Origin of the sequence: Photobacterium rosenbergii (assembly GCF_003026455.1) — a bacterium.
Lineage (GTDB): Bacteria > Pseudomonadota > Gammaproteobacteria > Enterobacterales > Vibrionaceae > Photobacterium > Photobacterium rosenbergii.
Window position 1 is genome coordinate 1 of sequence record NZ_PYMB01000040.1, and the last position, 22,952, is coordinate 22,952.

The 22,952-nt window shown below is 52.5% G+C and carries 25 protein-coding genes; 12 read left to right on the top strand and 13 right to left on the bottom strand.

The window, feature by feature from the left end:
* Positions 1 to 1,138: YifB family Mg chelatase-like AAA ATPase (locus C9J01_RS28200; protein ID WP_107301385.1), on the top strand; the 1,138-nt coding region annotated here is incomplete at its 5' end.
* 91 nt (positions 1,139 to 1,229) lie between these two features.
* Here C9J01_RS28200 and C9J01_RS28205 read toward each other — a convergent pair.
* From C9J01_RS28205 to C9J01_RS29715, 5 genes are all read right to left on the bottom strand, one after another.
* Positions 1,230 to 1,832, bottom strand: coding sequence for a thiol:disulfide interchange protein DsbA/DsbL (locus tag C9J01_RS28205; protein ID WP_107301386.1), 603 nt, complete (start codon positions 1,830 to 1,832; stop codon positions 1,230 to 1,232).
* Positions 1,833 to 1,904: 72 nt separating this feature from the next.
* Positions 1,905 to 2,894, bottom strand: a complete 990-nt coding sequence (locus tag C9J01_RS28210) for a serine/threonine protein kinase (RefSeq protein WP_107301387.1) — start codon at positions 2,892 to 2,894, stop codon at positions 1,905 to 1,907.
* Between the two features lie 96 nt (positions 2,895 to 2,990).
* Positions 2,991 to 4,415 (bottom strand): cytochrome c oxidase accessory protein CcoG, encoded by a 1,425-nt coding sequence (gene ccoG, locus C9J01_RS28215; RefSeq protein ID WP_107301388.1) that lies wholly within the window; start codon positions 4,413 to 4,415, stop codon positions 2,991 to 2,993.
* A gap of 242 nt (positions 4,416 to 4,657) precedes the next feature.
* Positions 4,658 to 4,924 carry a YihD family protein gene (locus C9J01_RS28220; protein ID WP_107301389.1) on the bottom strand — a complete coding sequence of 89 codons (267 nt, stop codon included), beginning with the start codon at positions 4,922 to 4,924 and terminating at the stop codon, positions 4,658 to 4,660.
* 143 nt (positions 4,925 to 5,067) lie between these two features.
* Entirely contained in the window at positions 5,068 to 5,244 is a 177-nt protein-coding gene (locus C9J01_RS29715; protein ID WP_158264605.1) for a hypothetical protein, read from the bottom strand.
* Positions 5,245 to 5,588: 344 nt separating this feature from the next.
* Here C9J01_RS29715 and C9J01_RS28225 point away from each other — a divergent pair, with 344 nt between their 5' ends.
* The 3 genes from C9J01_RS28225 (at position 5,589) to trhA (ending at position 8,014) form a co-directional block, all read left to right on the top strand.
* Entirely contained in the window at positions 5,589 to 6,266 is a 678-nt protein-coding gene (locus tag C9J01_RS28225; RefSeq protein ID WP_107301390.1) for a FadR/GntR family transcriptional regulator, read from the top strand.
* 162 nt (positions 6,267 to 6,428) lie between these two features.
* Complete coding sequence (locus C9J01_RS28230; RefSeq protein WP_107301391.1) at positions 6,429 to 7,217, top strand: sporulation protein; 789 nt, start codon at positions 6,429 to 6,431, stop codon at positions 7,215 to 7,217.
* Between the two features lie 137 nt (positions 7,218 to 7,354).
* Positions 7,355 to 8,014 carry a PAQR family membrane homeostasis protein TrhA gene (gene trhA / locus C9J01_RS28235; protein ID WP_107301392.1) on the top strand — a complete coding sequence of 220 codons (660 nt, stop codon included), beginning with the start codon at positions 7,355 to 7,357 and terminating at the stop codon, positions 8,012 to 8,014.
* Between the two features lie 74 nt (positions 8,015 to 8,088).
* On the opposite strand, the gene C9J01_RS28240 is transcribed toward trhA, so the two are convergent.
* From C9J01_RS28240 to def, 5 genes are all read right to left on the bottom strand, one after another.
* Positions 8,089 to 9,534: a TrkH family potassium uptake protein gene (locus C9J01_RS28240; protein WP_107301393.1), complete on the bottom strand. Its 1,446-nt coding sequence runs from the start codon at positions 9,532 to 9,534 to the stop codon at positions 8,089 to 8,091.
* A gap of 8 nt (positions 9,535 to 9,542) precedes the next feature.
* Positions 9,543 to 10,919, bottom strand: coding sequence for a Trk system potassium transporter TrkA (trkA, locus tag C9J01_RS28245; protein WP_107301394.1), 1,377 nt, complete (start codon positions 10,917 to 10,919; stop codon positions 9,543 to 9,545).
* Positions 10,920 to 11,107: 188 nt separating this feature from the next.
* Entirely contained in the window at positions 11,108 to 12,388 is a 1,281-nt protein-coding gene (gene rsmB, locus C9J01_RS28250; RefSeq protein WP_107301395.1) for a 16S rRNA (cytosine(967)-C(5))-methyltransferase RsmB, read from the bottom strand.
* A 97-nt stretch (positions 12,389 to 12,485) separates the two neighbouring features.
* Entirely contained in the window at positions 12,486 to 13,430 is a 945-nt protein-coding gene (gene fmt / locus C9J01_RS28255) for a methionyl-tRNA formyltransferase (protein WP_107301396.1), read from the bottom strand.
* A gap of 29 nt (positions 13,431 to 13,459) precedes the next feature.
* Complete coding sequence (gene def / locus C9J01_RS28260; protein WP_107301397.1) at positions 13,460 to 13,981, bottom strand: peptide deformylase; 522 nt, start codon at positions 13,979 to 13,981, stop codon at positions 13,460 to 13,462.
* Between the two features lie 283 nt (positions 13,982 to 14,264).
* On the opposite strand from def, the gene C9J01_RS28265 reads away from it, so the two are divergent.
* From C9J01_RS28265 to C9J01_RS28280, 4 genes are read left to right on the top strand one after another with little or no spacing between them, the layout of a single operon-like run.
* Positions 14,265 to 15,371: a LysM peptidoglycan-binding domain-containing protein gene (locus tag C9J01_RS28265; RefSeq protein ID WP_107301398.1), complete on the top strand. Its 1,107-nt coding sequence runs from the start codon at positions 14,265 to 14,267 to the stop codon at positions 15,369 to 15,371.
* A 10-nt stretch (positions 15,372 to 15,381) separates the two neighbouring features.
* Positions 15,382 to 16,476 (top strand): DNA-processing protein DprA, encoded by a 1,095-nt coding sequence (gene dprA / locus C9J01_RS28270; protein ID WP_107301399.1) that lies wholly within the window; start codon positions 15,382 to 15,384, stop codon positions 16,474 to 16,476.
* Positions 16,477 to 16,478: 2 nt separating this feature from the next.
* Positions 16,479 to 16,952, top strand: a complete 474-nt coding sequence (locus tag C9J01_RS28275) for a DUF494 family protein (protein WP_107301400.1) — start codon at positions 16,479 to 16,481, stop codon at positions 16,950 to 16,952.
* 41 nt (positions 16,953 to 16,993) lie between these two features.
* The gene (locus C9J01_RS28280; protein ID WP_107301401.1) at positions 16,994 to 17,569 is read left to right on the top strand and encodes a DNA topoisomerase family protein; all 576 of its coding nucleotides are present in this window, start codon (positions 16,994 to 16,996) and stop codon (positions 17,567 to 17,569) included.
* A gap of 94 nt (positions 17,570 to 17,663) precedes the next feature.
* Here the strand turns inward: C9J01_RS28280 and C9J01_RS28285 are convergent, their stop codons facing one another.
* Both C9J01_RS28285 and purE read right to left on the bottom strand, forming a co-directional pair.
* Positions 17,664 to 18,779 carry a 5-(carboxyamino)imidazole ribonucleotide synthase gene (locus C9J01_RS28285; RefSeq protein ID WP_107301402.1) on the bottom strand — a complete coding sequence of 372 codons (1,116 nt, stop codon included), beginning with the start codon at positions 18,777 to 18,779 and terminating at the stop codon, positions 17,664 to 17,666.
* Positions 18,779 to 19,267 carry a 5-(carboxyamino)imidazole ribonucleotide mutase gene (gene purE / locus C9J01_RS28290; protein ID WP_107301403.1) on the bottom strand — a complete coding sequence of 163 codons (489 nt, stop codon included), beginning with the start codon at positions 19,265 to 19,267 and terminating at the stop codon, positions 18,779 to 18,781. Before purE ends, C9J01_RS28285 begins: the two co-directional genes overlap by 1 nt.
* A 199-nt stretch (positions 19,268 to 19,466) precedes the next feature.
* Between purE and tsaC the strand changes: the two genes are divergently transcribed.
* The 4 genes from tsaC (at position 19,467) to C9J01_RS28310 (ending at position 22,129) form a co-directional block, all read left to right on the top strand.
* On the top strand, positions 19,467 to 20,024 hold the full coding sequence (gene tsaC, locus C9J01_RS28295) for an L-threonylcarbamoyladenylate synthase type 1 TsaC (protein ID WP_107301404.1): 558 nt from the start codon (positions 19,467 to 19,469) through the stop codon (positions 20,022 to 20,024).
* 10 nt (positions 20,025 to 20,034) lie between these two features.
* Positions 20,035 to 20,940 carry an oxygen-dependent coproporphyrinogen oxidase gene (gene hemF / locus C9J01_RS28300; RefSeq protein ID WP_107301405.1) on the top strand — a complete coding sequence of 302 codons (906 nt, stop codon included), beginning with the start codon at positions 20,035 to 20,037 and terminating at the stop codon, positions 20,938 to 20,940.
* A 95-nt stretch (positions 20,941 to 21,035) separates the two neighbouring features.
* Positions 21,036 to 21,857, top strand: a complete 822-nt coding sequence (gene aroE, locus C9J01_RS28305) for a shikimate dehydrogenase (RefSeq protein WP_107301406.1) — start codon at positions 21,036 to 21,038, stop codon at positions 21,855 to 21,857.
* Positions 21,858 to 21,865: 8 nt separating this feature from the next.
* Complete coding sequence (locus tag C9J01_RS28310) at positions 21,866 to 22,129, top strand: DUF1488 family protein (protein WP_107301407.1); 264 nt, start codon at positions 21,866 to 21,868, stop codon at positions 22,127 to 22,129.
* Positions 22,130 to 22,132: 3 nt separating this feature from the next.
* On the opposite strand, the gene C9J01_RS28315 is transcribed toward C9J01_RS28310, so the two are convergent.
* Positions 22,133 to 22,672, bottom strand: a complete 540-nt coding sequence (locus C9J01_RS28315) for a gamma carbonic anhydrase family protein (protein ID WP_107301408.1) — start codon at positions 22,670 to 22,672, stop codon at positions 22,133 to 22,135.
* Positions 22,673 to 22,952: the final 280 nt, after the last annotated feature.

Consider the following 22,952-nt stretch of genomic DNA (forward strand, 5'->3'; position numbering starts at 1 on the left):
AGCTAAGCGCTGCCTGGTGGCACCTGACGGCAATGGTGATCAGATTGCGCTGGTGGGGAAAGACTGCCATAAATCAGCGCCAAGCCTGATTGCTGTCTGTAGCCATTTGCATGGCCAAGGGGAGTTGGTGTTGGCCCAGTCAGAGGCCTCTGGCCCCATAGAAAGCGGCACACCTGCACGTGATATGCAGGATATTATCGGCCAACAGCAGGGTAAGCGGGCACTGGAAATTGCCGCGGCAGGAGGCCATAACCTGCTGTTTCTCGGGCCGCCGGGAACCGGGAAGACCATGTTGGCATCTAGGCTGTGTGATTTGTTGCCCCCCATGTCTATTGCAGAGGCCATGGAAACCGCTGCAGTTGCCTCGCTCACCCAGCAGCACATCCATGAGGGCAACTGGCGCCAGCGCCCTTTTCGCACGCCGCATCATTCCAGTTCGATGGCAGCCTTGGTCGGTGGCGGATCAGTCCCCCGCCCCGGCGAGATCTCCCTAGCCCATAACGGCATTTTATTTTTGGATGAAATGCCGGAATTTGAGCGTAAAGTGCTGGACTCGTTGCGCGAACCGCTTGAATCAGGCGAAATAGTGATTTCCCGCGCCACCAGCAAGACCACCTTCCCGGCCCGGTTCCAGTTGATTGGCGCCTTGAACCCGAGCCCGAGTGGCTTTTACGAAGGCAATCAATCGCGCACTAACCCGCAGGCTATCCTGCGTTACCTTAGCCGCTTGTCAGGCCCGTTGTTGGACCGCTTTGATATGTCGATTGAGATCCCGGCCCTGCCCCGGGGGACACTGGCAGATGGCGGTGACCGAGGAGAAAGCAGTAAAGTGATCTGTGGACGGGTACATGCTGCGAGGGAGGCCATGGTTGATCGCAGTGGTAAGGTTAATGCCCTATTGGGAACACGTGAGCTCGATACCTTCTGTAGGCTTGAAAAGCAGGATGCAGAGTTTTTGGAAACGGCCCTGCACCAGTTGGGTTTGTCTATCCGGGCTTACCATCGGATCATTAAAGTGTCCCGGACGATAGCCGATCTGGCTGGCAGTGAAGTGATAGAACGTAAGCACCTTGCTGAAGCGCTGGGCTATCGGGCGATGGATAGGTTGTTGCGGCAGTTGACGGCACAAGTTGTGTAGACGGTGAGCTAAGGGAAGAGCGCATATCGGGATAAAAACAAAAAAGGCCCGTAGGCCTTTTTGTCTTGCTGTGCTGATACCTTATTCAGGCTTATTTGGTCAGCAGGTAGTTAACTAGCTCGAAGTACTCGTCAACAGATTTAACCTTGCCGGCTTCAACCAGGTACTTGTTGTTAACGATAATCGCAGGGACGCCAGTTAGGCCACTGTCCTGGAACGCTTTGTTGAAGCGGTTGACCATTGAGTTCACGGCGAAGCTATTGAAGGCGCCATCGAAGTCCTCAGCGCTCACGCCCTCGTCCAGGAAGATCTGGCGTAGTTCGTTGTCGTTGCGCGGTGGCTTCTGCATATCATGGATACGGCCAAACAGTACCGGTACCATTTTGTCTTCCACGCCAAGTACCACTGAGGTCGCGTAGGCTTTGCTCATTGATTTACCCATGTTGCCGCCCATGAACGACACGTGGTTTTTTTGCAGCTTGGCATTGTCCGGCAGGTTTTTCTTCAGCTGCTGGATGATTGGCTCGAAGCTATTACAGTGTGGGCAGTAGAATGAGAAGAACTCGGTCACCACTGGGCTGCTGGATTTAGGCAGCTCAAGCACTTTGTAGTATTCCCCTTCGGTAAATTTTGCCGCCTGTACAGACAGCGACAGTAGCGCCACACTGGCAAAAGCTAGGATTTTCTTAAACATGGATCAACTTACTCCCTTAAAGCAAAGGTCTGAAATAACGAGGTTATTTCTCCGATTTTGTGATTAGTATTATTACCATTGTGGCATCAGTTGCAATGGCGGCTCTTGAAGGGCTGCCAACTGCTCCTTGAATGCCAACACTTGGCCTTCCCAGTATTTGGCATCGGCAAACCATGGAAATGCCTGCGGGAAAGCAGGATCTTCCCAACGACGGGCCAACCAAGCCATGTAATGTACCATTCTAAGACCGCGCAAAGGCTCGATCAGTTGCAACTGTTTTTGATCGAAATCGGCAAACTCACTATAAGCTTCCAGAATCGTGTCGAGCTGGGCTAGCTGATCATGGCGCTCGCCATTGAGTAGCATCCACAGATCTTGGATTGCCGGGCCGTTGCGGGCATCGTCCAAGTCGACGAACAGCGGGCCGTCACGCCACAGGATATTACCCGGGTGGCAGTCACCATGCAGGCGGATAGATTGCCAATCAGTATGCCATTGCTGCTCGAGTTCGCGGATCAGGGTATCGAGATCGGCAAAAAATGCATGTTTGAGATGGTCGGGGATCATCGCCGAATTTTCGAGGACCTGGCGTGGCTGGTAGAGGTACTCCTCGAGGCCGATGGTCGGGCGGTGGGTAAAGGTGGTGCGCTGGCCAACCTGATGGATCCGGCCAAGGAAGCGGCCTACCCACTCCAGTTGGTCGAAGTTATCGACTTCGAACTGGCGCCCCCCCATGCTTGGGAACAATGCTAGGCGATGGTGTTGGAACGGATGCAGGGTACGCTTGCCGATAGCAATAGGAGCGGCAACGGGGATTTCCTGCTCGGCCAATTCCAGCGTGAACTGGTGCTCTTCATCAATCTGTGCATCGGTCCAGCGCTGGGGGCGATAGAATTTGGTGACATAGCGGGCACCGTCTTCGGCGACAAACTGGTAAACCCTGTTCTCATAGCTGTTGAGCGGTAGCAGGCCGGATTCAGCACGGATGCCGATGCTATCGAGGGCATCGAGCAACAGGTCTGGGTTGAGATCGGCAAAGTTGAAGCCGTGTTGTTGTGTCATCGTGACTTTCCACTAGGTACAGATAGTACGCAATTATAACATCATAATAAGAAAGGGCCTTTGATGGCCCTTTCTTTACACTATTTTGCACAACAACTAGCGTAGCTCGCCGATGAACCGGCTCTCGGTATGGATCTGGCTGCCGTCGCTCTCCCGTGTCAGGGTGAAGGTGATATCGGCAATATTCCCCTGTAGCAGGTACGGGTCGACGCCGAGGCTGACAGGCAAGGTAAAGATCTCACCGGCCTCGACATTGATTTGCTGAGGGCCATACCACTCGATTTCCTCGATACCACTGACTGACAGGGTATAGAGGCTATCTTGCTGGGTTTTGTTGAGCACCTTGAGGGTATAGGTATTTTCTACCAACCCTACGTTATTGACCCGGAACAGCTGGCTGCGGTCCCGGATCACATCTAGCCCCATGGGTTGTACCGAAGCTAGCAGGTAGAAGAACAGGCCAATCATTGCGACCATCACGCCGCCATAACCGATCAGCTTCGGGCGCATGACATGGGTACTATGGCCGTCCAGCTTATGCTCGGTGGTATAGCTGATCAGGCGCTTGTCATAACCCATGCGATCCATGGTTTCATCACAGGCATCGACACAGGCACCACAGTTGATGCACTCATATTGCAAGCCGTCACGGATATCGATGCCGGTCGGACACACCTGCACGCACAGGTTACAGTCGATACAGTCCCCGAGGCCCAATGCTTTGTGATCTTTTTTGCGCGGCCTTGGGCCACGGGCTTCACCGCGGGCCACATCATAGCCGACGATATAGGTATCCTTATCGAACATCGCGGACTGGAAGCGGGCATAAGGGCACATGTGAATACAGACAATCGAGCGCATCCAGCCGGCATTGGCGTAAGTACAACCGGTAAAGAACAGTACCCAAAAGCCAGCCCAGAAACTGGTACCTAAGGTAAAGAAGTCGATGACCAGAGATTTGATCGGCAGGAAGTAACCGACAAACGTCAGCCCGGTGGCGAGGGCCACGGCGAGCCAGGCAATGTGTTTGAGGATCTTGCGGCCAATGAGCTTGGCGGTCGGTTTTATGCTGTCCTGCTTGCGGCGCTTGTTTGCTGGCCCCTCGAGTTTCTCTTCAAACCAGATATAGATGAAGGTCCAGACTGTCTGGGGGCAAAAATACCCGCACCATACCCTGCCGAGGAAGGTGGTGACGAAGAACAGGGCAAAGGCGGCAATCATGAACAGGGTCGCCAGCAGGGTGAGATCTTGCGGCCAAAGGGTGGTACCGAAAAAATTGAACTGTTGCTGGCCGATATCGAGCAGGATTGCCTGACGATCACCGTAAGGGATCCATGGCAAGCCCATGAACAGCAGCATCAACAACCAGCCCATACGTCGCCGTAGTTGTTGGTACACCCCTTTGGCGGCCCGGACATAGATCCGGTTGCCCGGGTTGAAGCGATCGCTGCCCCCTTTATGGGTTTTGGGGTTGAACGTTGGCGGGGTGACATCCTTTATCTTGATTTTCTCTTGGGTCATGACATTACTTTCCTTGGATGCTGCTTCATAGGCAGCGGCAGCCAGTACATTGCTGGCCGGTACATTTTAATTGTAAGAGATTGGTAAATAAATGTTACGAGGGGGAGTATATCCTAGCCGCGTGGAGGAGTACGCTAGCAAGGTCATAATTTAGGCAATGGATAGCCGAGAGTGTGAACTGGCTTGGTGCTGGTTGGGTAGCGTGAGGGAGCATGCTGGGCCATGGCAGCCCAGCAGATAGATCACTTGATGATGCCGCGGGCGCGCAAGATAGCGGTCTTGAAGTCGTCTTCGCAATCTTTGGCGATACCAGGGATCATTTCCTGTTTTTCGCTGTTGCGCATCTTCAGGTGGTAAATCAGCACGTCGTCGGTCAACTCTTCCAGTTTACCTTCGAACTTGGCTTCTTCAGCCAGTTTTAACAAGAACTGGACCAAGTTCATATCCGGCTCTTTGAGCCATTCTGGGTGTATTAGCTCGATCATTTCATTGACGCGATGGGTCTTCATAACAACTCCACTAAGTAAAGGCTGGTTAACTTTATAGTCATATTTTTATTGTGGGTAACGTTATAACAAAGCTGGCACGGATACAAATAGATGGATGGAAATAAAAAGGCAGCCCGGAGGCTGCCCTGAATACTCGCTTGGAGCTACGCGGCTTTTTCGCTGCGGTCGATGATATCAGCCGTTTTCGGGGCTGGGGTCACAGGCAGGGATTGAACAGCGGCTTTGGTTGTTTTGCTTTTTAGCGTTGGGGCGTGCGAGGTACTACGCAGGCGTGATGGACTGCGAGGTGTGCTGTACCTGACGAACGAGGCTGGGCGCATGATTTACCTATTAGTCAGGCGCTTCCGTGGCCAGAGTGAATACAATATTTCCGCATCTGTGCTGTTGGCTGGGCCGTTCCTCTGCGGGAATAAAATAGTGTTTAATTTTTCGCGGCGAGAATAGCAACAACCTATGATTAAGTCGAGTGATATTTGACCATGGCAAAAGTATTTACCTCTCATTTATTACCCATGCTTACGAGCGAATTGTTACCTGTCTCGTCATCTGTGAAGATAAGCCGTTTATCTGGTGCCGCTTTGTGGTCTAATGCAGCCGTGCTGGCAATAAGTGCCTGCCGAATTTATGGACGCAGGACAATAACAACAGCCTCTGGAGGGAGTTAATGGATCACGATCAGCAGCGACGGGTTACCAGCCGTAACTTGTCGTATAAACTGGCAGAATCAATCGGACAACAGATCTTGCGTGGCGAAACGGCACCGGGCGACATTTTGCCTGGGGAAGTCGAGTTGGGTGAGATGTACGGGGTGAGCCGGACAGCGATTCGCGAAGCGATCAAAATGTTGGCGGCCAAGGGGATGGTACTGCCCCGCCCGCGTATCGGTACCCGGGTGTTACCGAAACGAAACTGGAATTACCTCGATCAGGACTTGTTAGCCTGGCTCAATTTCGAGCAGCACGGTGAGCTGGTGGCAGAATTCCAGCGGGTCAGGATCTCCCTTGAGCCAGAGGCTGCAGCCCTGACCGCCATTAATGCCAATGAAACCGATCGCGAAGAGCTATGCCGTCTGATGGCAGAAATGCACGCTTTGGGCGAGCAATTTGATAAAGAGCGCTGGGTGGAAGTGGATACCCGCTACCACCAACTGATTTACTTTGCCTCGGGTAACCACTTCATCAGTCCGTTTGGCAACCTGTTCAAGGCAGTATTCGAGAGTTACTTCAGGGTGATTACCCGGGAGAAGCTGCTCAAGCTTGAACTGCACCAGAAAGTGGTCGACGGTATCATGGCCCGTGATCCGGATGCAGCCAGACAGGCCACCATCGAACTATTGCGCTAAACCGGAAAAACGAAGCAGAGGCTTCGTTTTTTTGTTTGTGCACCAGATCGCCAAGTCTCCCCTTGCAGCCACACAGTGTTCACTGCAATATAAGTATCATTTCATATTGAAGTGCGCATTTGGTTCTGTTGGCCATGCGTATGCAGCAAAGGAGATGCTCAGATGTCATTATTCCGCAAAAGCTTGGCCAGCCTGGGAATTGGCTCGGCTCGGGTCGATACTGTGCTGCCACAAGGCGTACTGATCCCCGGTGAACCCCTTGAGGTCGATGTACAGGTCCATGGCGGTAAGGTGGAGCAGCAAATCGACAATATTTACCTGTTCCTATGTTGCCACTACGAAGAAGAAGTGGAAACCAGCCGGGGTGACAGCCAACACCGCAAGGAAAAGGTCACCCAGACCTGCCGTTTGGCTGAATGGTCGTTGCCCTACTCGTTTGTCATTGGTGCCAACGAAGAGCGCCATTTTGATGTCAGCTTGGCGCTGCCTTTCAATACCCCCATCACCATTGGTGATTCCCATGTCTGGCTCGAAACCCATCTTGATATGCCACTGGCATTTGATGCCAAAGACAAAGATTTGCTGACCGTCAGGCCGGACCCCTTGTTAGATGGTGTGTTCTCGGCACTGGAACTGGCTGGCCTTCGGATCCGCCAGGTGGAATGTGAAGCGGCCAAAGGTTTTGATTTACCGTTTGTCCAGGAATTTGAGTTTGTACCGGTATCGGGCCCTTACCATGGCCGTTGGCGTGAGCTAGAGGTGGTGGCATTCCGAGATGAATCTGGGTTGCAGATGTGGTTCGAGATAGACCGCCGCCAACGCGGTTTCAGCGGTATGCTCTCGGGCCTACTTGGCCGGGGAGAGCTGGAGCGTTTTTGTGAGATCCCCGCCAGCTTGCATCCCCAACAAGCGGGAGAGCGGGTGCTGGCATTTCTAGATCAAACAACCTAGCGGGTGGAATTTTGCATGCTTTAACTGTGAAATAAGAACGATTCACAAAAAACGCCCATTTCAGCTTACACCTGTAAGCCAAATGTGCCATACTGCCAAATATATTGAGCATAAACTCTATATTTAGGATGACAGTAATGGCAGAGCAATTGGCAACAGAATCGGGGTATTCGGTCACCGAAGAGATGGCAAACAGTATTAGCCATGGCCTTGGCATGGTGTTTGGTATTATCGGCTTGGTATTGTTGCTGGTGCAGGCAGTCAGCAACGGTGCCGATGCACTCAGTATTACCAGCCTAAGTATCTATGGTGCCAGTATGATCCTGCTATACCTGGCATCAACGCTCTATCATGCCATTCCTTTCGAGCGGGCCAAACGGGCTCTGAAAACCTTTGACCACTGTGCTATCTATCTGCTGATAGCCGGTACCTACACCCCCTTTTTGTTGATCACCCTGCGTACACCGCTTGCCATTACCCTGATGGCGGTGATTTGGGCCATTGCTCTGATAGGCATCGCTCTCAAAATTGCCTTTGTTTATCGTTTTAAGCGGTTGTCACTGGCGACATACCTGACCATGGGGTGGCTATCGTTAATCGCGATTTACCCGCTGGCGATGACGCTGGCGACTGGTGGTTTGGTATTGTTGGCAGCAGGCGGGATTGTTTACTCAATTGGTGTAGTGTTCTACGTTAACAAGCGTATCCCCTACAACCATGCGATTTGGCACTTGTTCGTGCTGGGTGGCACTGTCTTGCATTTCTTGGCGATTTATTTCTACGTCAAGCCTGTCTAGGCATTGATGAACAAAGAATAAAAAAAGAGAGCCGGTTGGCTCTCTTTTGTTTTCTGCTCAGGCCACATCTCGGGCTAGTTACGCCAGAAAGCCGGGAAGAACACGACCAGCACGGTTAGGATCTCCAACCTTCCCATCAACATGCCAAAGCTCAGGGTCCACTTAGCCAGATCGGGCAAGGTGGCAAAGTTACCCGTCGGCCCTATTACATTCCCCATTCCCGGACCAACATTAGCTACCGCGGTAACAGCACCCGTGATGCTGGTGATGGCATCTAACCCTAGCATGCCAAGGATCGCGGCCACGACGACGATGGTAAGGACAAAGGTCAGGGCAAAAGCAACCACGGAGCGGACGATACCATCGGTGACCGGCCGGCCGTTATAGCGTTGGATGAAGACGCCAGAAGGATGGATCAGCTGCATCATCTGCTTGCGCAGCAGGGCGAAAGCGACCTGGAAGCGGAAAATCTTGATCCCCCCGGCGGTCGAGCCCGAACACCCCCCGACCAGCATGATGAAGGCAAAGATGATGGTCGGGAAAGGTCCCCAGGCGGTGAAATCATCAAGGCCAAAACCTGTGGTGGTGACCACCGAGATGATGTTGAACAGTGATACGCGGAAGGCGTCGATAAAACGGTAGTCCAACTGCCAGGTCAGCCACAGCGCCACGGCAAGCCCTGCGCTGAAAACCAACAGGGTAAACCCTCTTACCTGGGCATCGCTCAGCAAGGTACGGGCCTCACGCTTGCGCAGGGCCTGGACAAAAAGCAGGAATGGCAGTCCGCCGGCAAACATGAACACTATCGCTACCCAGTGGGCGCTGTTGGAGAAGTGGTTCATCGAGCCATCTGAAGTCGAGTAGCCCCCGGTCGATAGCGTGGTAAAGGCATGGTTGATGGCATCGAAGGTATTCATGCCGGTCAGCAGGTAGCCGAGGAAACACAGCCCGGTCAGGCTGAGGTAAACATTGACGATGTTCTTGGCCACACTCTTGGTCCGCGGTGAGCTTTTATCCGACCAGTCGGAAGACTCGGTCTGGAACAGGCGCATACCACCGACATTGAGCATCGGCAAGATTGCCACCCCCATGACGATAAAGCCGATGCCACCCAGCCATTGCAGTGTGGAACGCCAGAGCAAGATACTCGGGGCCATATTGTCCAGCCCACTGAGCACTGTCGAGCCGGTGGTGGTGATCCCCGACATGGTCTCGAAGTAGGCATCGGTGAAGCTGATATGGTTGATGAAGACGAACGGTAGGGCGGCAAAGGCACTGGCGATGGTCCACACCAAGGTGGTGATCATGAACATATCCCGCACGCTGAGCTTGAACTCGCTAGTGCGGCCGAATGTCAGGCAGAGGAAGGCCACCGTGTGGGTAATAATGACGGCAGTGGCGAAGTCGATAAAGCCCTCGGTCCCGGTGGCGAAGGCCACCAGGGTCGGGACATACATGAACAGGGCGATCTTAGATAAGACCAGCCCGATCACGAACAGAATGGGACGAAAGTTAACCATGATGGCTGCTACAGGAAGAACGGACTAGGTTGGAACAGGCGTTCGACGTCTGGGATGTATTTCTTATCGACCAGGAACATGACCACGTGGTCGTTTTGTTCGATCACGGTACGGTCATGGGCAATAAGGACTTCTTCACCGCGGACAACCGCGCCGATGGTGGTACCCGGTGGCAGTTTGATGTCACCGACGGCCTTACCGACCACCTTGGATGTTGTTGAGTCACCGTGGGCAATGGCCTCGATGGCTTCGGCAGCACCGCGGCGCAGCGAAGAAACGTTGACGATATCGGCCTTACGCACGTGGGTCAGCAGCGCTGAAATCGTGGCTTGCTGTGGCGAAATGGCAATATCAATAGTACCGCCCTGAACCAAGTCGACATAGGCGCCGCGCTGGATCAGTACCATGACCTTTTTGGCACCCATCCGTTTGGCTAGCATCGCAGACATGATGTTGGCTTCGTCGTCATTGGTGACAGCAATAAATACATCGATTTGCTCGATGTGCTCTTCACTCAGGAGTTCCTGATCGGACGCGTCACCGCAGAAGACGATGGTGTTTTCCAGCATTTCCGATAGGTTCTCGGCCCGCTCGGGGTTTCGCTCGATCAGTTTGACACTGTAGCTCTGCTCAAGGCGACGGGCGAGGCCGGCCCCGATGTTACCACCGCCGACAATCATCAGGCGCTTGTAAGGTTTTTCGAGGCGCTGCAACTCACTCATCACCGAGCGGATATGGTTGCTTGCCGCCACGAAGAAGACTTCGTCATCGGCTTCGATAATGGTGGTGCCACGCGGGCGGATCGGGCGACCCTGACGGAAAATCGCTGCAACACGGGTATCGACATGGGGCATATGCTCGCGCAGTGCTGACAACGCGTTACCGACCAGCGGGCCGCCGTAGTAGGCTTTAACCGCAACCAGGCCGACTTTGTCTTCGGCAAAACCGACCACCTGCAAAGCTCCCGGGTATTCAATCAGGCGTTCAATGTAACCGGTGACTAGCTCTTCCGGGGCGATCAGGTGATCAACCGGAACCGCATCGGATTGGAACAACTGGTCCTTCTCTTTAAGGTATTCCGGTGAACGGATACGCGCTACCCGGTTTGGGGTGTTGAACAGGGTAAAGGCGATCTGGCAGGCGATCATATTGGTTTCATCGGAGTTGGTGACCGATACCAGCATATCGGCATCCTGTGCCCCGGCTTCGCGTAGGGTACGGGGATGGCTGGCAAAGCCCTGCACAACCCGCAAATCATACTTGTCTTGCAGCTCGCGCAGGCGCTCAGGGTCCTTATCGACGATAGTAATATCGTTGTTCTCGCCAACCAAGTTTTCGGCAAGGGTACCGCCGACCTGTCCGGCTCCGAGAATGATAATTTTCATAGCATATGCCTGATTAATAGAATCGTTGTAGGTTACTACGCTTCGGGATAAGGGTCATGCAGAACTCTGCTCATTTAGAATAACTTAGTTTTCAGCGTTAGAAAGCGAACACGAAGATTTTCCCGCTTAAGGTCCCGAAATGTGAACAAAAAAACGGAACTTGATAGTCAAGTTCCGTCATCAGTTAGTTAGCTTGTTTTACGCATAACGGCATAGTAGAAGCCGTCCATATCCTGTTCGCCAGGCAATATCTGGCGGCCCGGTTGCTGGCGGTCGCTACCTATCAGTTCGGCATCCGCTGTACGGGAAAGGAAGGCTTTAACCTGTTCGCTGTTTTCCTGTGGGGTGATCGAACATGTCGCATAGACCAAGGTGCCACCTGGCTTAAGCTGTTGCCACATCGCATCGACGATTTCAGACTGCAGTTGGGCCAGTGCTTCGATATCATCGGCGCGGCGCAACCATTTGATATCTGGATGGCGGCGGATCACACCAGTGGCCGAACAAGGGGCATCCAGCAAGATACGGTCGAACTGCTCGCCCTGCCACCATTGCTCTGGGTAACGGGCATCGGCACACAGCACCTGAGCGTTTAGGTTAAGGCGCTGGAGGTTGTCATGCACGCGCTTGAGGCGATTGTCGTCACAATCAATTGCGACCACTTGAGTATCCGGCTGGCGCTCCATGATATGGGCCGTTTTGCCTCCTGGCGCAGCGCAGCAATCGAGGATCAGTTCGCCAGCTTGTGGCTGGAGGTATTCCACTGACAATTGGGCGGCAGCATCCTGGACTGACACCCAGCCATCGGCAAAGCCAGGTAACTTGTTGACATCGCATGGCGCATGGAGCTTGAGGGCATCAGGCGCTTCCGAATGGATATCGGTGCCGATACCGGCCTCATCAAGCAAAGCTCGGTAAGCATCACGGGTGTGGTGCTGGCGGTTAACACGCAGCCACATCGGCGCCTTGGTATTGTTAGCGGTAGTGATGCTATCAAGTTGCTCTGGGTAGCTTGCCTTGAGCAGCTTGAGCAACCAGCCTGGGTGACCGTAGCGACCGGCATCATGGCTGGTAGCCTGTTCATCTAGGGCTTCTTGCTGGCGTTGATAGTTACGCAAGATTGCATTGATCAGGCCGCGCAGCTGAGGCTTTTTCAGGTTCTTGGTGGCATTCACGGTCTCAGCCACAGCGGCGTGGGCAGGTATACGCATATAGCCTAGCTGGTAAAGTCCAACAAGAATAAGGTGGTGGAAGACACGTTGTTTGCCTTTGAGCGGTTTGTCCATGAGTTGTTGGGTAATCGACTCTAGGCGAGGAAGCCAGCGCAGGACACCGTAGCAGATCTCCTGGAGCAGCGCGTGATCACGCTCTTTGATATCTTGTTGGGCAGCCGGCAGTGCGGTAGAAAGCGACTGGCCCTGATCAACCACTTGGTAGATAACCTTGGCGGCTGCAGCTCTTACGTTCATGCAGATTTCCTGATGTGTTGACCTGCTCCCAGTGGCGTATCGCCGTGGCAGCGGGTTGAAAAAAGTAAGGCCAGTGCAAGCACTGGCCCTTGGAAGGTTACAGTACCGTGCCGGGTTCGAACCACTCGCGGCGCGAGTTCAGCAGATCGTGTGCCTGCATCGCTTTTTTGCCCGGCGGCTGGAGTTCGGTCAGGCGAAGTGCCCCTTGGCCGGTAGCAACCAAGATCCCTTGCTTGTCGGCGGCCAGAACTGTTCCCGGTGCTTTGCCTTGGTTATCGGCTTCAACATTGGCCTGCCAGACTTTGACATTTTGCTCGGCAACCACAAAGTAGCTCATCGGCCATGGGTTGAAAGCGCGGATGCAGCGCTCGATATGCTCAGCATCATCGGCCCAGTTGATGCAGGCCTCTTCTTTGCTCAGCTTCTTGGCGTAGTTGGCCAGCGCATCATCCTGTTTTACCGGTACGGCTTTGCCCTCGGCAATATCAGCCAAGCAATCGACTAAGGCAACAGGACCAAGCTCGGCCAGTTTCTCATACATCGACGTACTGGTATCAGTCGGCTCGATAGGCAAGGTGGCAATTTTCAGCATATCACCAGTATCAAGGCCGATATCCATCTGCATGATGGTCACGCCGGTTTCGGCATCACCTGCCCAGATTGAACGTTGGATGGGTGCAGCACCACGCCAGCGTGGCAGGATAGAGCCGTGGACATTGATACAGCCCAGTTTCGGGGTATCCAGTACCGCTTGTGGCAACAGTAGCCCGTAAGCGACAACCACCATGATGTCGGCATCAAGGTCGGCAAGTTGCTGCTTGGCTTCATCTGACTTGAAGTTTTCTGGTTGGTAGACCGGGATATTGTGTTCAAGCGCAATATTCTTAACCGGGCTGGCAGTTAGCTTTTTACCACGGCCAGCGGGGCGGTCAGGCTGGGTGTAAACCGCAATTACGTCATGCTCCGAAGACAATAACGCCGCCAAGTGACGGGCGGCGAAATCCGGAGTACCTGCAAAAACAATTTTCAAAGGTTTGCTCAAGGTAGCGTCCTTAAAATCTGGTGGGCGAATTAGGCGTTATTCGCGTGTTTTTCGTTGAAGCGTTTGATTTTCGCCAGTTTGTCCTGGATACGCTTGCGCTTTAGCGGCGACAAGTAATCAACAAATAGCTTGCCTTCAAGGTGGTCAAGCTCGTGCTGGATACAGATAGCTAACAGGTCGTCTGCCTCAAAGGTGAACTCTTCGCCGTCACGGTTAAGTGCTTTGACGGTCACTTCAGCTGCGCGCTGCACAAGGGCACGGGCACCTGGTACTGACAGACAGCCTTCTTCGATACCGTCTTCGCCGCGTTTTTCAATGATCTCTGGGTTGATCAGTACCATCGGTTCATTGCGTTCTTCCGACAGATCAATCACCACGATGCGTTGGTGGAAATCCACCTGGGTTGCTGCCAGACCGATCCCTTCTTCGTCGTACATGGTTTCCAGCATGTCATCGACAAATTTCTGGATCTCTGGGGTTACGGCTTCAACAGGCTTGGCAACGGTGCGCAGGCGCTCGTCAGGGAATGTTAATACTTGCAATAAAGACATAGATACTCGTTTTAAAAGACTGTACTGATAACAGGGATCGTTTAATTGTTCTAATTCTAGTCATTTTACAAGCCAAATCATAGTACCCCGTTATATCCCTTGGCTTATGGACCCTGTATTGCTGCACTTGGTGCCTCAATAGCCTGCAATCGCAGCATGAGAAAAGTGAAGCGGGCCGAAAACTCATCGATAGCTAGTGTACAGCGCTGGACTCAGGAGGGGCTCGGTGACAGCCTGACACAGTGGCTGGCAGCGGTTTGCCTGATTGTTTAGTGGTGGGGTGATGACAATATTGAAAACAGTAATTGGCAAGTGGGTATTTGGCGTCGTTATGGCTGGAATGGGCGTGGCGAGCCATGCCCAAGCTTCTGAGTTGTATGTAATTGATGATGCGCCCTCTGTTTATACGGTTAAAAAAGGGGATACACTCTGGGATATTGCCGGGTATTATCTTGCGAGTCCGTGGCGCTGGCCCGAGTTGTGGCAGAGTAATCGCGCGACGGTGGCCGATCCCCATTGGATATATCCCGGTGATCAGCTTTATCTCTATTGGGTTGATGGCCAACCCCGCTTGCAACGCAAGCCTCGCCAGCATTTATCACCTAGGGCTATAGTGTCGCCCAAGCCCGTCACGACATTGCCGGCGCAACTACTGTTGCCATATCTTGCCGAAGATAAGTTGCTGGCCAACAAGGATATACCTCATCTACCCCATGTCATAGGAGACAGCCGCGCCCAGGGCTACATTCCCCGTGGTGAAACGATATGGGTGGATAAGCCGCTAATCAAAGGGGATAAATGGGGGATTTTCCGCCCTCACCAGCAACTGCAGCGTGAGCTGGAGTCGGGTGAGTCCTCAAAGGTGTCGACGTTAAAAGAAGTAGCTCGCGGGGAAGTCATTGCCGTCACGGAAACCACCAGTGCAGTGCTGCTGACTGATGCCAGAAAAGAGGTGAAGCCCAATGATGTGCTCTTGCCCGCACCGTTACCACCTAGCAAGGCCGCGTTGAGTTTTATCCCATCCCCTTACCAAGAACCGACAAATACCAAAGTTGTAGCAGGGTTGGGGGGAATGGCATATATCGCCACTCATGAAGTTGTGGTGCTGGATCGGGGGCATCTTGATGGGCTTGCTGCTGGCCATGTATTCCATATCCTGCGCCCTGGCGCAACGTATATGGGCAATAAGGGAGCCTACGAGTACAGCAAACCAGAGAGCCCAATAATGTCCTCCTCCCTGACTTTGTCTCAGTCTCATCAGCTAAAGGACATCCCAATCGGAGAAGTGATGGTGATCCGGCCTTATGATTATTTCAGCCTGGCTGTGGTGACCAAGGCGACAGAGCCTTTCAGGACCGGCGTGCAGTTAGTACCGCCACGAACCGGCTAGTATTGGCAAGATGTCTTCTCTGACTGATTGGCTCATTTTGGCTTCTGCGCCCCAGTTAGGCGGTTATCGAATTGGCCGCTTGCTGGAGCGTATAACCCCGTCGGAACTGCTTGAGTTATCTAGCCGTGAGCAGGCCGAACTCGGGCTGACTGAGCGTCAACGCCAGCATATAACCAACCCGCCGAAAAAAAGAATAGATAGTTGCCTGGAGTGGCACTTGCAGCCAAACCAGCAGGTCATTGCTCTCGACTCCCCGCTTTATCCTTCTTTACTTAAAGAAATTCCCTCTCCCCCACCCTTGTTGTTTGTACGTGGTGATCCCCATTGGCTGCATGAGCCCCAGCTGGCTATGGTGGGAAGCCGTACCGCCAGTATTGATGGCTTGGAATTAGCTTATGAGTTTGCTGCGGCCATGGTTGCGGCTGATTATGTGGTGACCAGTGGCTTGGCATTGGGCGTTGATGGCCGGGCCCATTATGGCGCACTGAAAAATGGCGGTGTGACGGTAGCGGTATTAGGTTCTGGTTTAAACAAGGTGTACCCTGCCAAGCACCGTGATTTGGCGGCTTCGATTGTCGAGCAAGGTGCGTTAGTTTCTGAGTTTTGGCCGGATGAGCCTCCCCGGCCGCAAAACTTTCCCCGCCGTAACCGGGTGATCAGCGGGTTGTCGGTGGGCGTATTAGTGGTTGAGGCCGAGGAAAAAAGCGGATCACTGATCACTGCGCGCTATGCCCTTGAACAAGGAAGAGATGTATTTGCCATTCCTGGTTCGATCCATAACCCGATGAGCAAAGGTTGTCATGCACTGATAAAAAACGGTGCTAAATTAGTAGAATCTCCGGTCGATATCTTTGAGGACGTTGGGGTACTCACAGAGTGTGCAAAAAGTAGCCGGTTGGCACATTCAGTCCCCCATCCTGAAAATGAAAAATTGCCATTTACAGCGCTGTTGGCTAACGTAGGCAATGAGGCAACACCCGTAGATGTAGTTGCTGAACGCAGTGGATTACCCGTTCATGAAATCATGATGCAGTTACTCGAATTGGAATTGCAAGGTGTAGTCGCTGCTGTACCAGGTGGCTATGTCAGAACGAGGAGGGGCTAGTTATGATGGATATCCTAATGTACCTGTTTGAAACCTATATCCACAGTGATGCGGAGCTCATGGTTGATCAGGATGAACTTTCCGAAGAGTTGCTTCGTGCTGGTTTCCCTCAGGAAGATATTTACAAGGCGCTCGAGTGGCTTGAAAAGCTAGCGGCCCTGCAAGAAACCGAAGAAACCCCATACATGAACACCAGTTCCGTGACGGCCATGCGTATTTATACGGCGCAGGAAATGTCGCGGATGGATATCTCTTGCCGTGGATTTTTGACTTACCTAGAACAAATTCACGTGCTTGGCGCAGATACCCGCGAAATGGTCATTGACCGGGTAATGGCTTTGGAGACGTCTGACTTCAACCTTGATGATTTGAAATGGATCATCTTGATGGTGCTGTTTAATGCACCGGGCAATGAAAGTGCTTACAGCCAGATGGAAGAACTGCTGTATGGCATGGAAGATGGTTATATACACTAAATCCTTATGGGTCGGGTGTTATTGAAGATGAATTGAGTAGTATGTCTGGAAAAATTAACACCCAGTTATTCAGTGCCCATGAGCATGCCCTAGAGCATGACAACCAATGTCCGAAATGCGGCTCGCCGCTAGCGATGCGAAATAGCAAGCGTGGCCCTTTTCTTGGCTGCACCCACTACCCTGAGTGTGACTACATTAAACCCTTGGCGCAAAACGATGGCCACATCGTCAAGCACCTCGGTAAGCCCTGCCCTGATTGTGGCGAAGAGCTAGTACTTCGCCAGGGACGCTATGGTATGTTTATCGGCTGTAGTGGCTATCCGCAATGTCATCATATTGAATCACCAGAGAAAAAAGCCGAATCGACTCATGTTGCCTGCCCGCAGTGCCAGAAAGGGAACTTGGTCGAGCGCAAGTCACGATACGGCAAGGCGTTCTATGCCTGTGATCAGTATCCGGCCTGTCGTTTTGCAGTCAATGCCAAGCCGGTGGAAGGCCAATGCCAAGAATGTGGCTTTGGTTTGTTGATTGAGAAGAAGTTGGCCAGTGGTACCAAGCTGCAATGTGCCGATCGGCGCTGCCATGCCTACCAGGAACCAGTTAATGATGAGTCCTGAAGCTTGCCGCTAGGTATTGCTATTGCCTGTTGGGTGAAATGACGGACAGAAAAAAGCCAGCTTAACGAAGCTGGCTTTTTTGTTGGGCTATGGTCTAGCGCTTAAGGGCAGGAAATGCCACTGGGTCAAGGTGACCGGCAATGGTTGCTAGCACGCTGTCGAGTTGCTCTTGGGACTCGGCACAGACATTGATATGCCCCATCTTGCGACCTGGGCGTTTTTCCTTGCCATACCAATGGATGTGGCACTGAGGCTCGCTGAGCAAAGCCGCAGGTAGGCGGTCTTCGCCAAGGATGTTGATCATCGCTGTCGGACGTAGCAATGCAGTGCTGCCCAATGGCATACCCGCGACGGCACGCAAGTGGTTCTCGAACTGGCAGGTCTCGGCACCCTGTTGGGTCCAGTGGCCTGAGTTGTGCACCCTTGGGGCAATTTCATTGACCAGCAACTTACCGCCGACATCAAAGAACTCAATCGCCAGCACGCCGACATAATCCATCGACTCTGCCAGTGAGCGGAACATTGCCTCGGCTTGCTTCTGCAATTCTTCATTACCTGTCAGAGCAACAGATAGGCTCAGTACCCCGTCGGTATGGGTGTTTTCTGCCAGTGGGTAGACGGCGATATCGCCATTTTTGCTACGGGCACCGACTAGTGAAACCTCGCGGTCAAACGGCACAAACTCTTCGGCAACAATAGCCTGGTTGTCGGTCTGGGCCATGAATTCGGCCATTTCAGGCCAAATCTTGTCGGCATCTTCGCGTTGTTTCAGGCGCCACTGGCCTTTGCCATCATAACCTCCAAGGGCACTTTTCAATACCATCGGTAGGCCAATAGTCTCTATCGCAGTATCTAGATCTTCACGGCTGTTGATCAGGTGGTATTTGGCATTGGCAACACCGGCGTTGTCCAGCAAGGCTTTTTCCAAGCGGCGATCGCCACCGGCCTTGATAGCGTCAGTCGTTGGCAGGAACTTACCGCTCTGCTCACAGATATCGAGAATTTCATGGGGAATGTGCTCGAACTCTGCTGTGATCACATCAGAATAGGTGATTGCGGTATTGAGTCCTTTAAGCATGACCTGCTGGGTCAGCGGATGAACCACATTGCCGGTACCGACATCATAAGCGAAGACTTCAATGTTAAGTGGTGCGCCGGCCAGCGACATCATACGGGCAAGTTGCCCGGCACCAAGTACCAGTACTTTCATTACGCTTCCTCGGCCGGATTCGGGTTGGCCAGAACGGTGTCAGTTTGTTCTTTGCGGAAAGCATCGATGGCGGCCATCACGGTGCTGTCTTGGGTACCGATGATCTGTGCGGCTAGCAAACCGGCATTGGCTGCACCTGCATCACCAATAGCGAGGGTACCTACCGCCACACCTTTTGGCATTTGGACGATAGAAAGTAGCGAGTCCATCCCTTTTAGGGCACGGGACTGCACGGGTACCCCAAGAACAGGCAGGCTAGTGAACGCTGCGGTCATACCTGGTAGGTGGGCTGCGCCACCGGCACCGGCAATAATGACTTTGATACCACGTGCTTGTGCTTGCTCTGCATACTCTGCCAACAGGTGCGGAGTACGGTGGGCAGAAACAACCTTGGTTTCATAAGCAATGTTGAAGCGGTCCAGCATTTCAGCAGCGTGCTGCATGGTTGGCCAATCTGACTTTGAGCCCATGATGATCCCAACTTTCATCCCGATCTCCTTTGGGGTAACTAAACTGTGAGGTATTAATGCATGTGCCGCGCATTATACGAGTATTTTTTGTGAAGGAAAACGTTTGCGTCAGGTAAATTGCAACAATGATTAACGAGCATGGAGTTGTTACTAAGGAGTCGGTAATATAGGTAAACAGAACGTTAAAACTGACGTCAGTAAATTCAAAGAGGTACCTGTGGAGAACCTGAACCAAGTGGTTGCAGCCCTGCAGCAGCAGGATGTTATTGCCTACCCTACCGAAGCCGTGTTCGGTGTGGGGTGTGATCCCGATAGTGAAACCGCCGTCAATAAACTATTGGCACTCAAACAGCGCCCAGTTGAAAAGGGCTTGATCCTGATTGCGGCCAACTATGAGCAGTTGACCGCCTATGTGGATGACAGCGCGTTGAGTGAAGAGCAAAAAAATCGTATTTTTGCCACCTGGCCAGGCCCTGTGACCTGGGTGATGCCAACCAAGCCGGGTGTCCCGAGCTTCTTGACTGGTCAGTTCGATACCATAGCGGTTCGGGTTACAGACCACCCTTTGGTACAACAGCTTTGCCTTGCTTTTGGTAAGCCCCTGACATCGACCAGTGCCAACCTGACCGGCCAAGAACCGGGCCGCAGTGTGGCCGAAGTTGAAGCGCAGTTGGGCACTCGCCTGTCGGCAATTTTGCAGGGTGAAACCGGAGGGCGAGATAACCCTTCTGAAATCCGAGATGCCATTACCGGTAATATTTTCCGCCAAGGATAGGATACAGATAATGCAGCAAGTGAATAAAGAAGCCGTAAAAGCCTTTTTGTTAGATCTGCAAGACAGGATCTGCGATGCCGTTGCCGCACAAGATGGGCAGGCAAACTTTGAACAGGATGAATGGCAGCGTGAACAAGGTGGTGGTGGCCGTAGCCGCGTACTTCGCGAAGGGCGCATCTTTGAGCAGGCTGGCGTTAACTTTTCCCATGTGTTCGGAACACAGATGCCGGCATCTGCGACCGCACACCGTCCTGAGCTTGCCGGACGTAGTTTTGAAGCCATGGGTGTCTCTTTAGTGATCCACCCGCGTAACCCATATGTGCCGACTTCCCACGCCAATGTCCGTTTCTTCATTGCCGAGAAAGAAGGGGAAGATCCAGTATGGTGGTTCGGTGGTGGTTTCGACCTAACGCCGTTCTACCCGTTCGAAGAGGATTGCCAGCATTGGCATGACACGGCTAAAACGTTGTGTCAGCCGTTTGGTGATTCTGTCTATGATGAGCACAAGGCATGGTGTGACAAGTATTTCTTCCTGCCTCACCGCAATGAGACCCGTGGAGTTGGCGGCCTGTTCTTCGATGATCTCAACCAATGGGGCTTCGAGAAGAGTTTTGATTATATGCAGGCTGTGGGTAACGGTTATCTAGATGCCTACCTGCCAATAGTCGATAAGCGCTACCCTACCCCTTATGGCGAGCGTGAGCGTCAGTTCCAACTTTATCGTCGTGGTCGTTATGTTGAGTTTAACTTGGTATATGACCGTGGCACCTTGTTTGGCCTACAAAGCGGTGGCCGTACCGAGTCTATCCTGATGTCGATGCCTCCCCTTGCCCGTTGGGAATACAGTTACTCCCCCGAACCGGGTTCGCAGGAAGCCGACCTCTATGATAATTACCTCAAGCCACGAAGTTGGTAATGACCTAAAGGGTTTGAGTCATTGAATCGGCAATGATAGGGTCAGTAGCAATACTGGCCCTTTTTTATTGGTTTGATAACACGGAACCCCGGCATATGGATAAGTATGTTGTTTTTGGCAACCCGATTGCCCAAAGTAAATCCCCTTTTATTCACACTCTTTTTGCCCGTCAAACAGGACAGGACATGAGCTATGATGCTCAACTTGCTCCAGTTGACGGTTTCAAAGAGGCTGCGCAGGCGTTTTTTGCCGCTGGTGGCCGCGGTTGTAATGTCACTATGCCATTTAAAGAAGACGCGTTTGCTTATGCCAACCAGTTGACCGAGAGGGCCCGGCTTGCTGGTGCCGTCAATACATTAAAGAAGCTCGATGACGGTGTGATCCTTGGCGATAATACTGACGGTGAGGGGTTGGTGCAGGATTTGCTGCAGCACAGCACCTTGCTGGAAGGTCAGAGGGTGTTGCTTATCGGTGCGGGGGGCGCAGCTCGAGGTGTGGTATTGCCGCTATTGGCCCAGGGTGTTGGCTCATTAACGATTGCAAACCGCACGGTAGAAAAAGCCCAGGCGCTTGTTGAGCTTTTTTCTTCCCATGGCCCGGTCGAGGCGTTGTCTTTGTCCGAACTCGAGGGTAAAGAGTTTGATGTGATCATCAACTCGACATCAGCGAGCCTAAGTGGTGAGCTTCCGGGTATCCCTTCGAGCTTGATCCGTCCCGAAGTGACTTGCTATGACATGGTATATGGGGCTGAGCCGACCACGTTTAATGTTTGGGCCAAAGAGCTTGGCGCAAGGGTAACGCTCGATGGCCTTGGCATGCTGGTTGGTCAGGCCGCTGAGAGTTTCATGCTATGGCGGGGTCTTCGCCCTGGAGCGAGACAAGTTCAGCGCGAGCTTCGCCGCACCTTACAGAAATAAAGAAGACAATGAACCAAGATATATTATTTGCAGATATACAGACCTGGGACAGCGAACGTCAGGCCGTTAATTTTCCGGCCCAACAAGGCGGCGCATTGATTAACTGCTGGGTTAGCCGGGTATGGCTGGAGAATAAGTGTGGTCAGGCACTGGCTGACGAGGCGGCTGTCCTCGATGCATTTTCCCAGTGCCGCTTTGATTTGGAAGATATCGCCGAAAATTTGATTGAAGATGAAGATTTCAATCAAGATGGCGATATCGAAATCAATTGACCCCTACCCTTCTGCTAGGTACTCATTTTTCAGCCTGACATAGTTATCGGCTGAGCCTGATAAAAATGTGCGCTCTTTATCGGATAACGGGCGCGCTTGTTTTACCGGGCTGCCTATATATAGAAAGCCACTTTCGAGTACCTTGCCCGGGGGGACCAAGCTTCCGGCTCCGATCATTACGTCATCTTCAACGATAGCCCCGTCTAATACGATAGCCCCCATCCCTACCAATACCCGATGGCCAATCTGGCAGCCGTGTAGCATGGCTTTATGGCCGATAGTCACATCGTCTCCAATAAGCAAGGGGTGTCCAAGTGGATTATTGGCGCTGGTACGGGTGACGTGCAGGACGGTACCATCTTGTACATTGCTTCTGGCTCCTATCTTTATATGGTTAACATCGCCGCGGGCGGCGACCAAAGGCCAAATACTGGTATCTTCTCCCAGGGTAATGTCTCCAACAAGTACAGCCGATGGGTCGACATAGGCGCTAGAAGCGACATTAGGATAAGTGCCTTTATAGGGACGTATAGATGAAACCATATCGATGAGCCTTAAAATTTAAAGTTTATATCGTTAGATTAGCCTCTCAGCGGTACAAATAATATCGGAAAACGCGGCTTTTGTTTGATTAGTGCACAGTCGAGTCGAAAAGATGAATTTTTTTTGAAATTGCCCTTGCTAACGTGATCGAACTCTCTATAATGCCACCTCACCGACACGGAGCACGGCAACTTAAGCCGGCAACGTAGCGGATTGTTCTTTAACAATTTGACCATGCAATCTGTGTGGGCACTCGTGAAATGATAGTCAACAAAAGAAT

What these genes read in the sequence shown, in the direction of transcription:
- hemF (WP_107301405.1), top strand. Translation starts at nt 20,035, where the DNA reads ATGCAGCAAGTGAATAAAGAAGCCGTAAAAGCCTTTTTGTTAGATCTG.
- C9J01_RS28280 (WP_107301401.1), top strand. Translation starts at nt 16,994, where the DNA reads ATGTCTGGAAAAATTAACACCCAGTTATTCAGTGCCCATGAGCATGCC.
- aroE (WP_107301406.1), top strand. Translation starts at nt 21,036, where the DNA reads ATGGATAAGTATGTTGTTTTTGGCAACCCGATTGCCCAAAGTAAATCC.
- C9J01_RS28225 (WP_107301390.1), top strand. Translation starts at nt 5,589, where the DNA reads ATGGATCACGATCAGCAGCGACGGGTTACCAGCCGTAACTTGTCGTAT.
- C9J01_RS28275 (WP_107301400.1), top strand. Translation starts at nt 16,479, where the DNA reads ATGATGGATATCCTAATGTACCTGTTTGAAACCTATATCCACAGTGAT.
- C9J01_RS28240 (WP_107301393.1), bottom strand. Translation starts at nt 9,534, where the DNA reads ATGGTTAACTTTCGTCCCATTCTGTTCGTGATCGGGCTGGTCTTATCT.
- C9J01_RS28210 (WP_107301387.1), bottom strand. Translation starts at nt 2,894, where the DNA reads ATGACACAACAACACGGCTTCAACTTTGCCGATCTCAACCCAGACCTG.
- C9J01_RS28265 (WP_107301398.1), top strand. Translation starts at nt 14,265, where the DNA reads ATGACAATATTGAAAACAGTAATTGGCAAGTGGGTATTTGGCGTCGTT.
- purE (WP_107301403.1), bottom strand. Translation starts at nt 19,267, where the DNA reads ATGAAAGTTGGGATCATCATGGGCTCAAAGTCAGATTGGCCAACCATG.
- C9J01_RS28205 (WP_107301386.1), bottom strand. Translation starts at nt 1,832, where the DNA reads ATGTTTAAGAAAATCCTAGCTTTTGCCAGTGTGGCGCTACTGTCGCTG.
- ccoG (WP_107301388.1), bottom strand. Translation starts at nt 4,415, where the DNA reads ATGACCCAAGAGAAAATCAAGATAAAGGATGTCACCCCGCCAACGTTC.
- trhA (WP_107301392.1), top strand. Translation starts at nt 7,355, where the DNA reads ATGGCAGAGCAATTGGCAACAGAATCGGGGTATTCGGTCACCGAAGAG.
- C9J01_RS28310 (WP_107301407.1), top strand. Translation starts at nt 21,866, where the DNA reads ATGAACCAAGATATATTATTTGCAGATATACAGACCTGGGACAGCGAA.
- dprA (WP_107301399.1), top strand. Translation starts at nt 15,382, where the DNA reads ATGTCTTCTCTGACTGATTGGCTCATTTTGGCTTCTGCGCCCCAGTTA.
- C9J01_RS28315 (WP_107301408.1), bottom strand. Translation starts at nt 22,672, where the DNA reads ATGGTTTCATCTATACGTCCCTATAAAGGCACTTATCCTAATGTCGCT.
- C9J01_RS28230 (WP_107301391.1), top strand. Translation starts at nt 6,429, where the DNA reads ATGTCATTATTCCGCAAAAGCTTGGCCAGCCTGGGAATTGGCTCGGCT.
- C9J01_RS29715 (WP_158264605.1), bottom strand. Translation starts at nt 5,244, where the DNA reads ATGCGCCCAGCCTCGTTCGTCAGGTACAGCACACCTCGCAGTCCATCA.
- trkA (WP_107301394.1), bottom strand. Translation starts at nt 10,919, where the DNA reads ATGAAAATTATCATTCTCGGAGCCGGACAGGTCGGCGGTACCCTTGCC.
- rsmB (WP_107301395.1), bottom strand. Translation starts at nt 12,388, where the DNA reads ATGAACGTAAGAGCTGCAGCCGCCAAGGTTATCTACCAAGTGGTTGAT.
- C9J01_RS28220 (WP_107301389.1), bottom strand. Translation starts at nt 4,924, where the DNA reads ATGAAGACCCATCGCGTCAATGAAATGATCGAGCTAATACACCCAGAA.
- C9J01_RS28285 (WP_107301402.1), bottom strand. Translation starts at nt 18,779, where the DNA reads ATGAAAGTACTGGTACTTGGTGCCGGGCAACTTGCCCGTATGATGTCG.
- def (WP_107301397.1), bottom strand. Translation starts at nt 13,981, where the DNA reads ATGTCTTTATTGCAAGTATTAACATTCCCTGACGAGCGCCTGCGCACC.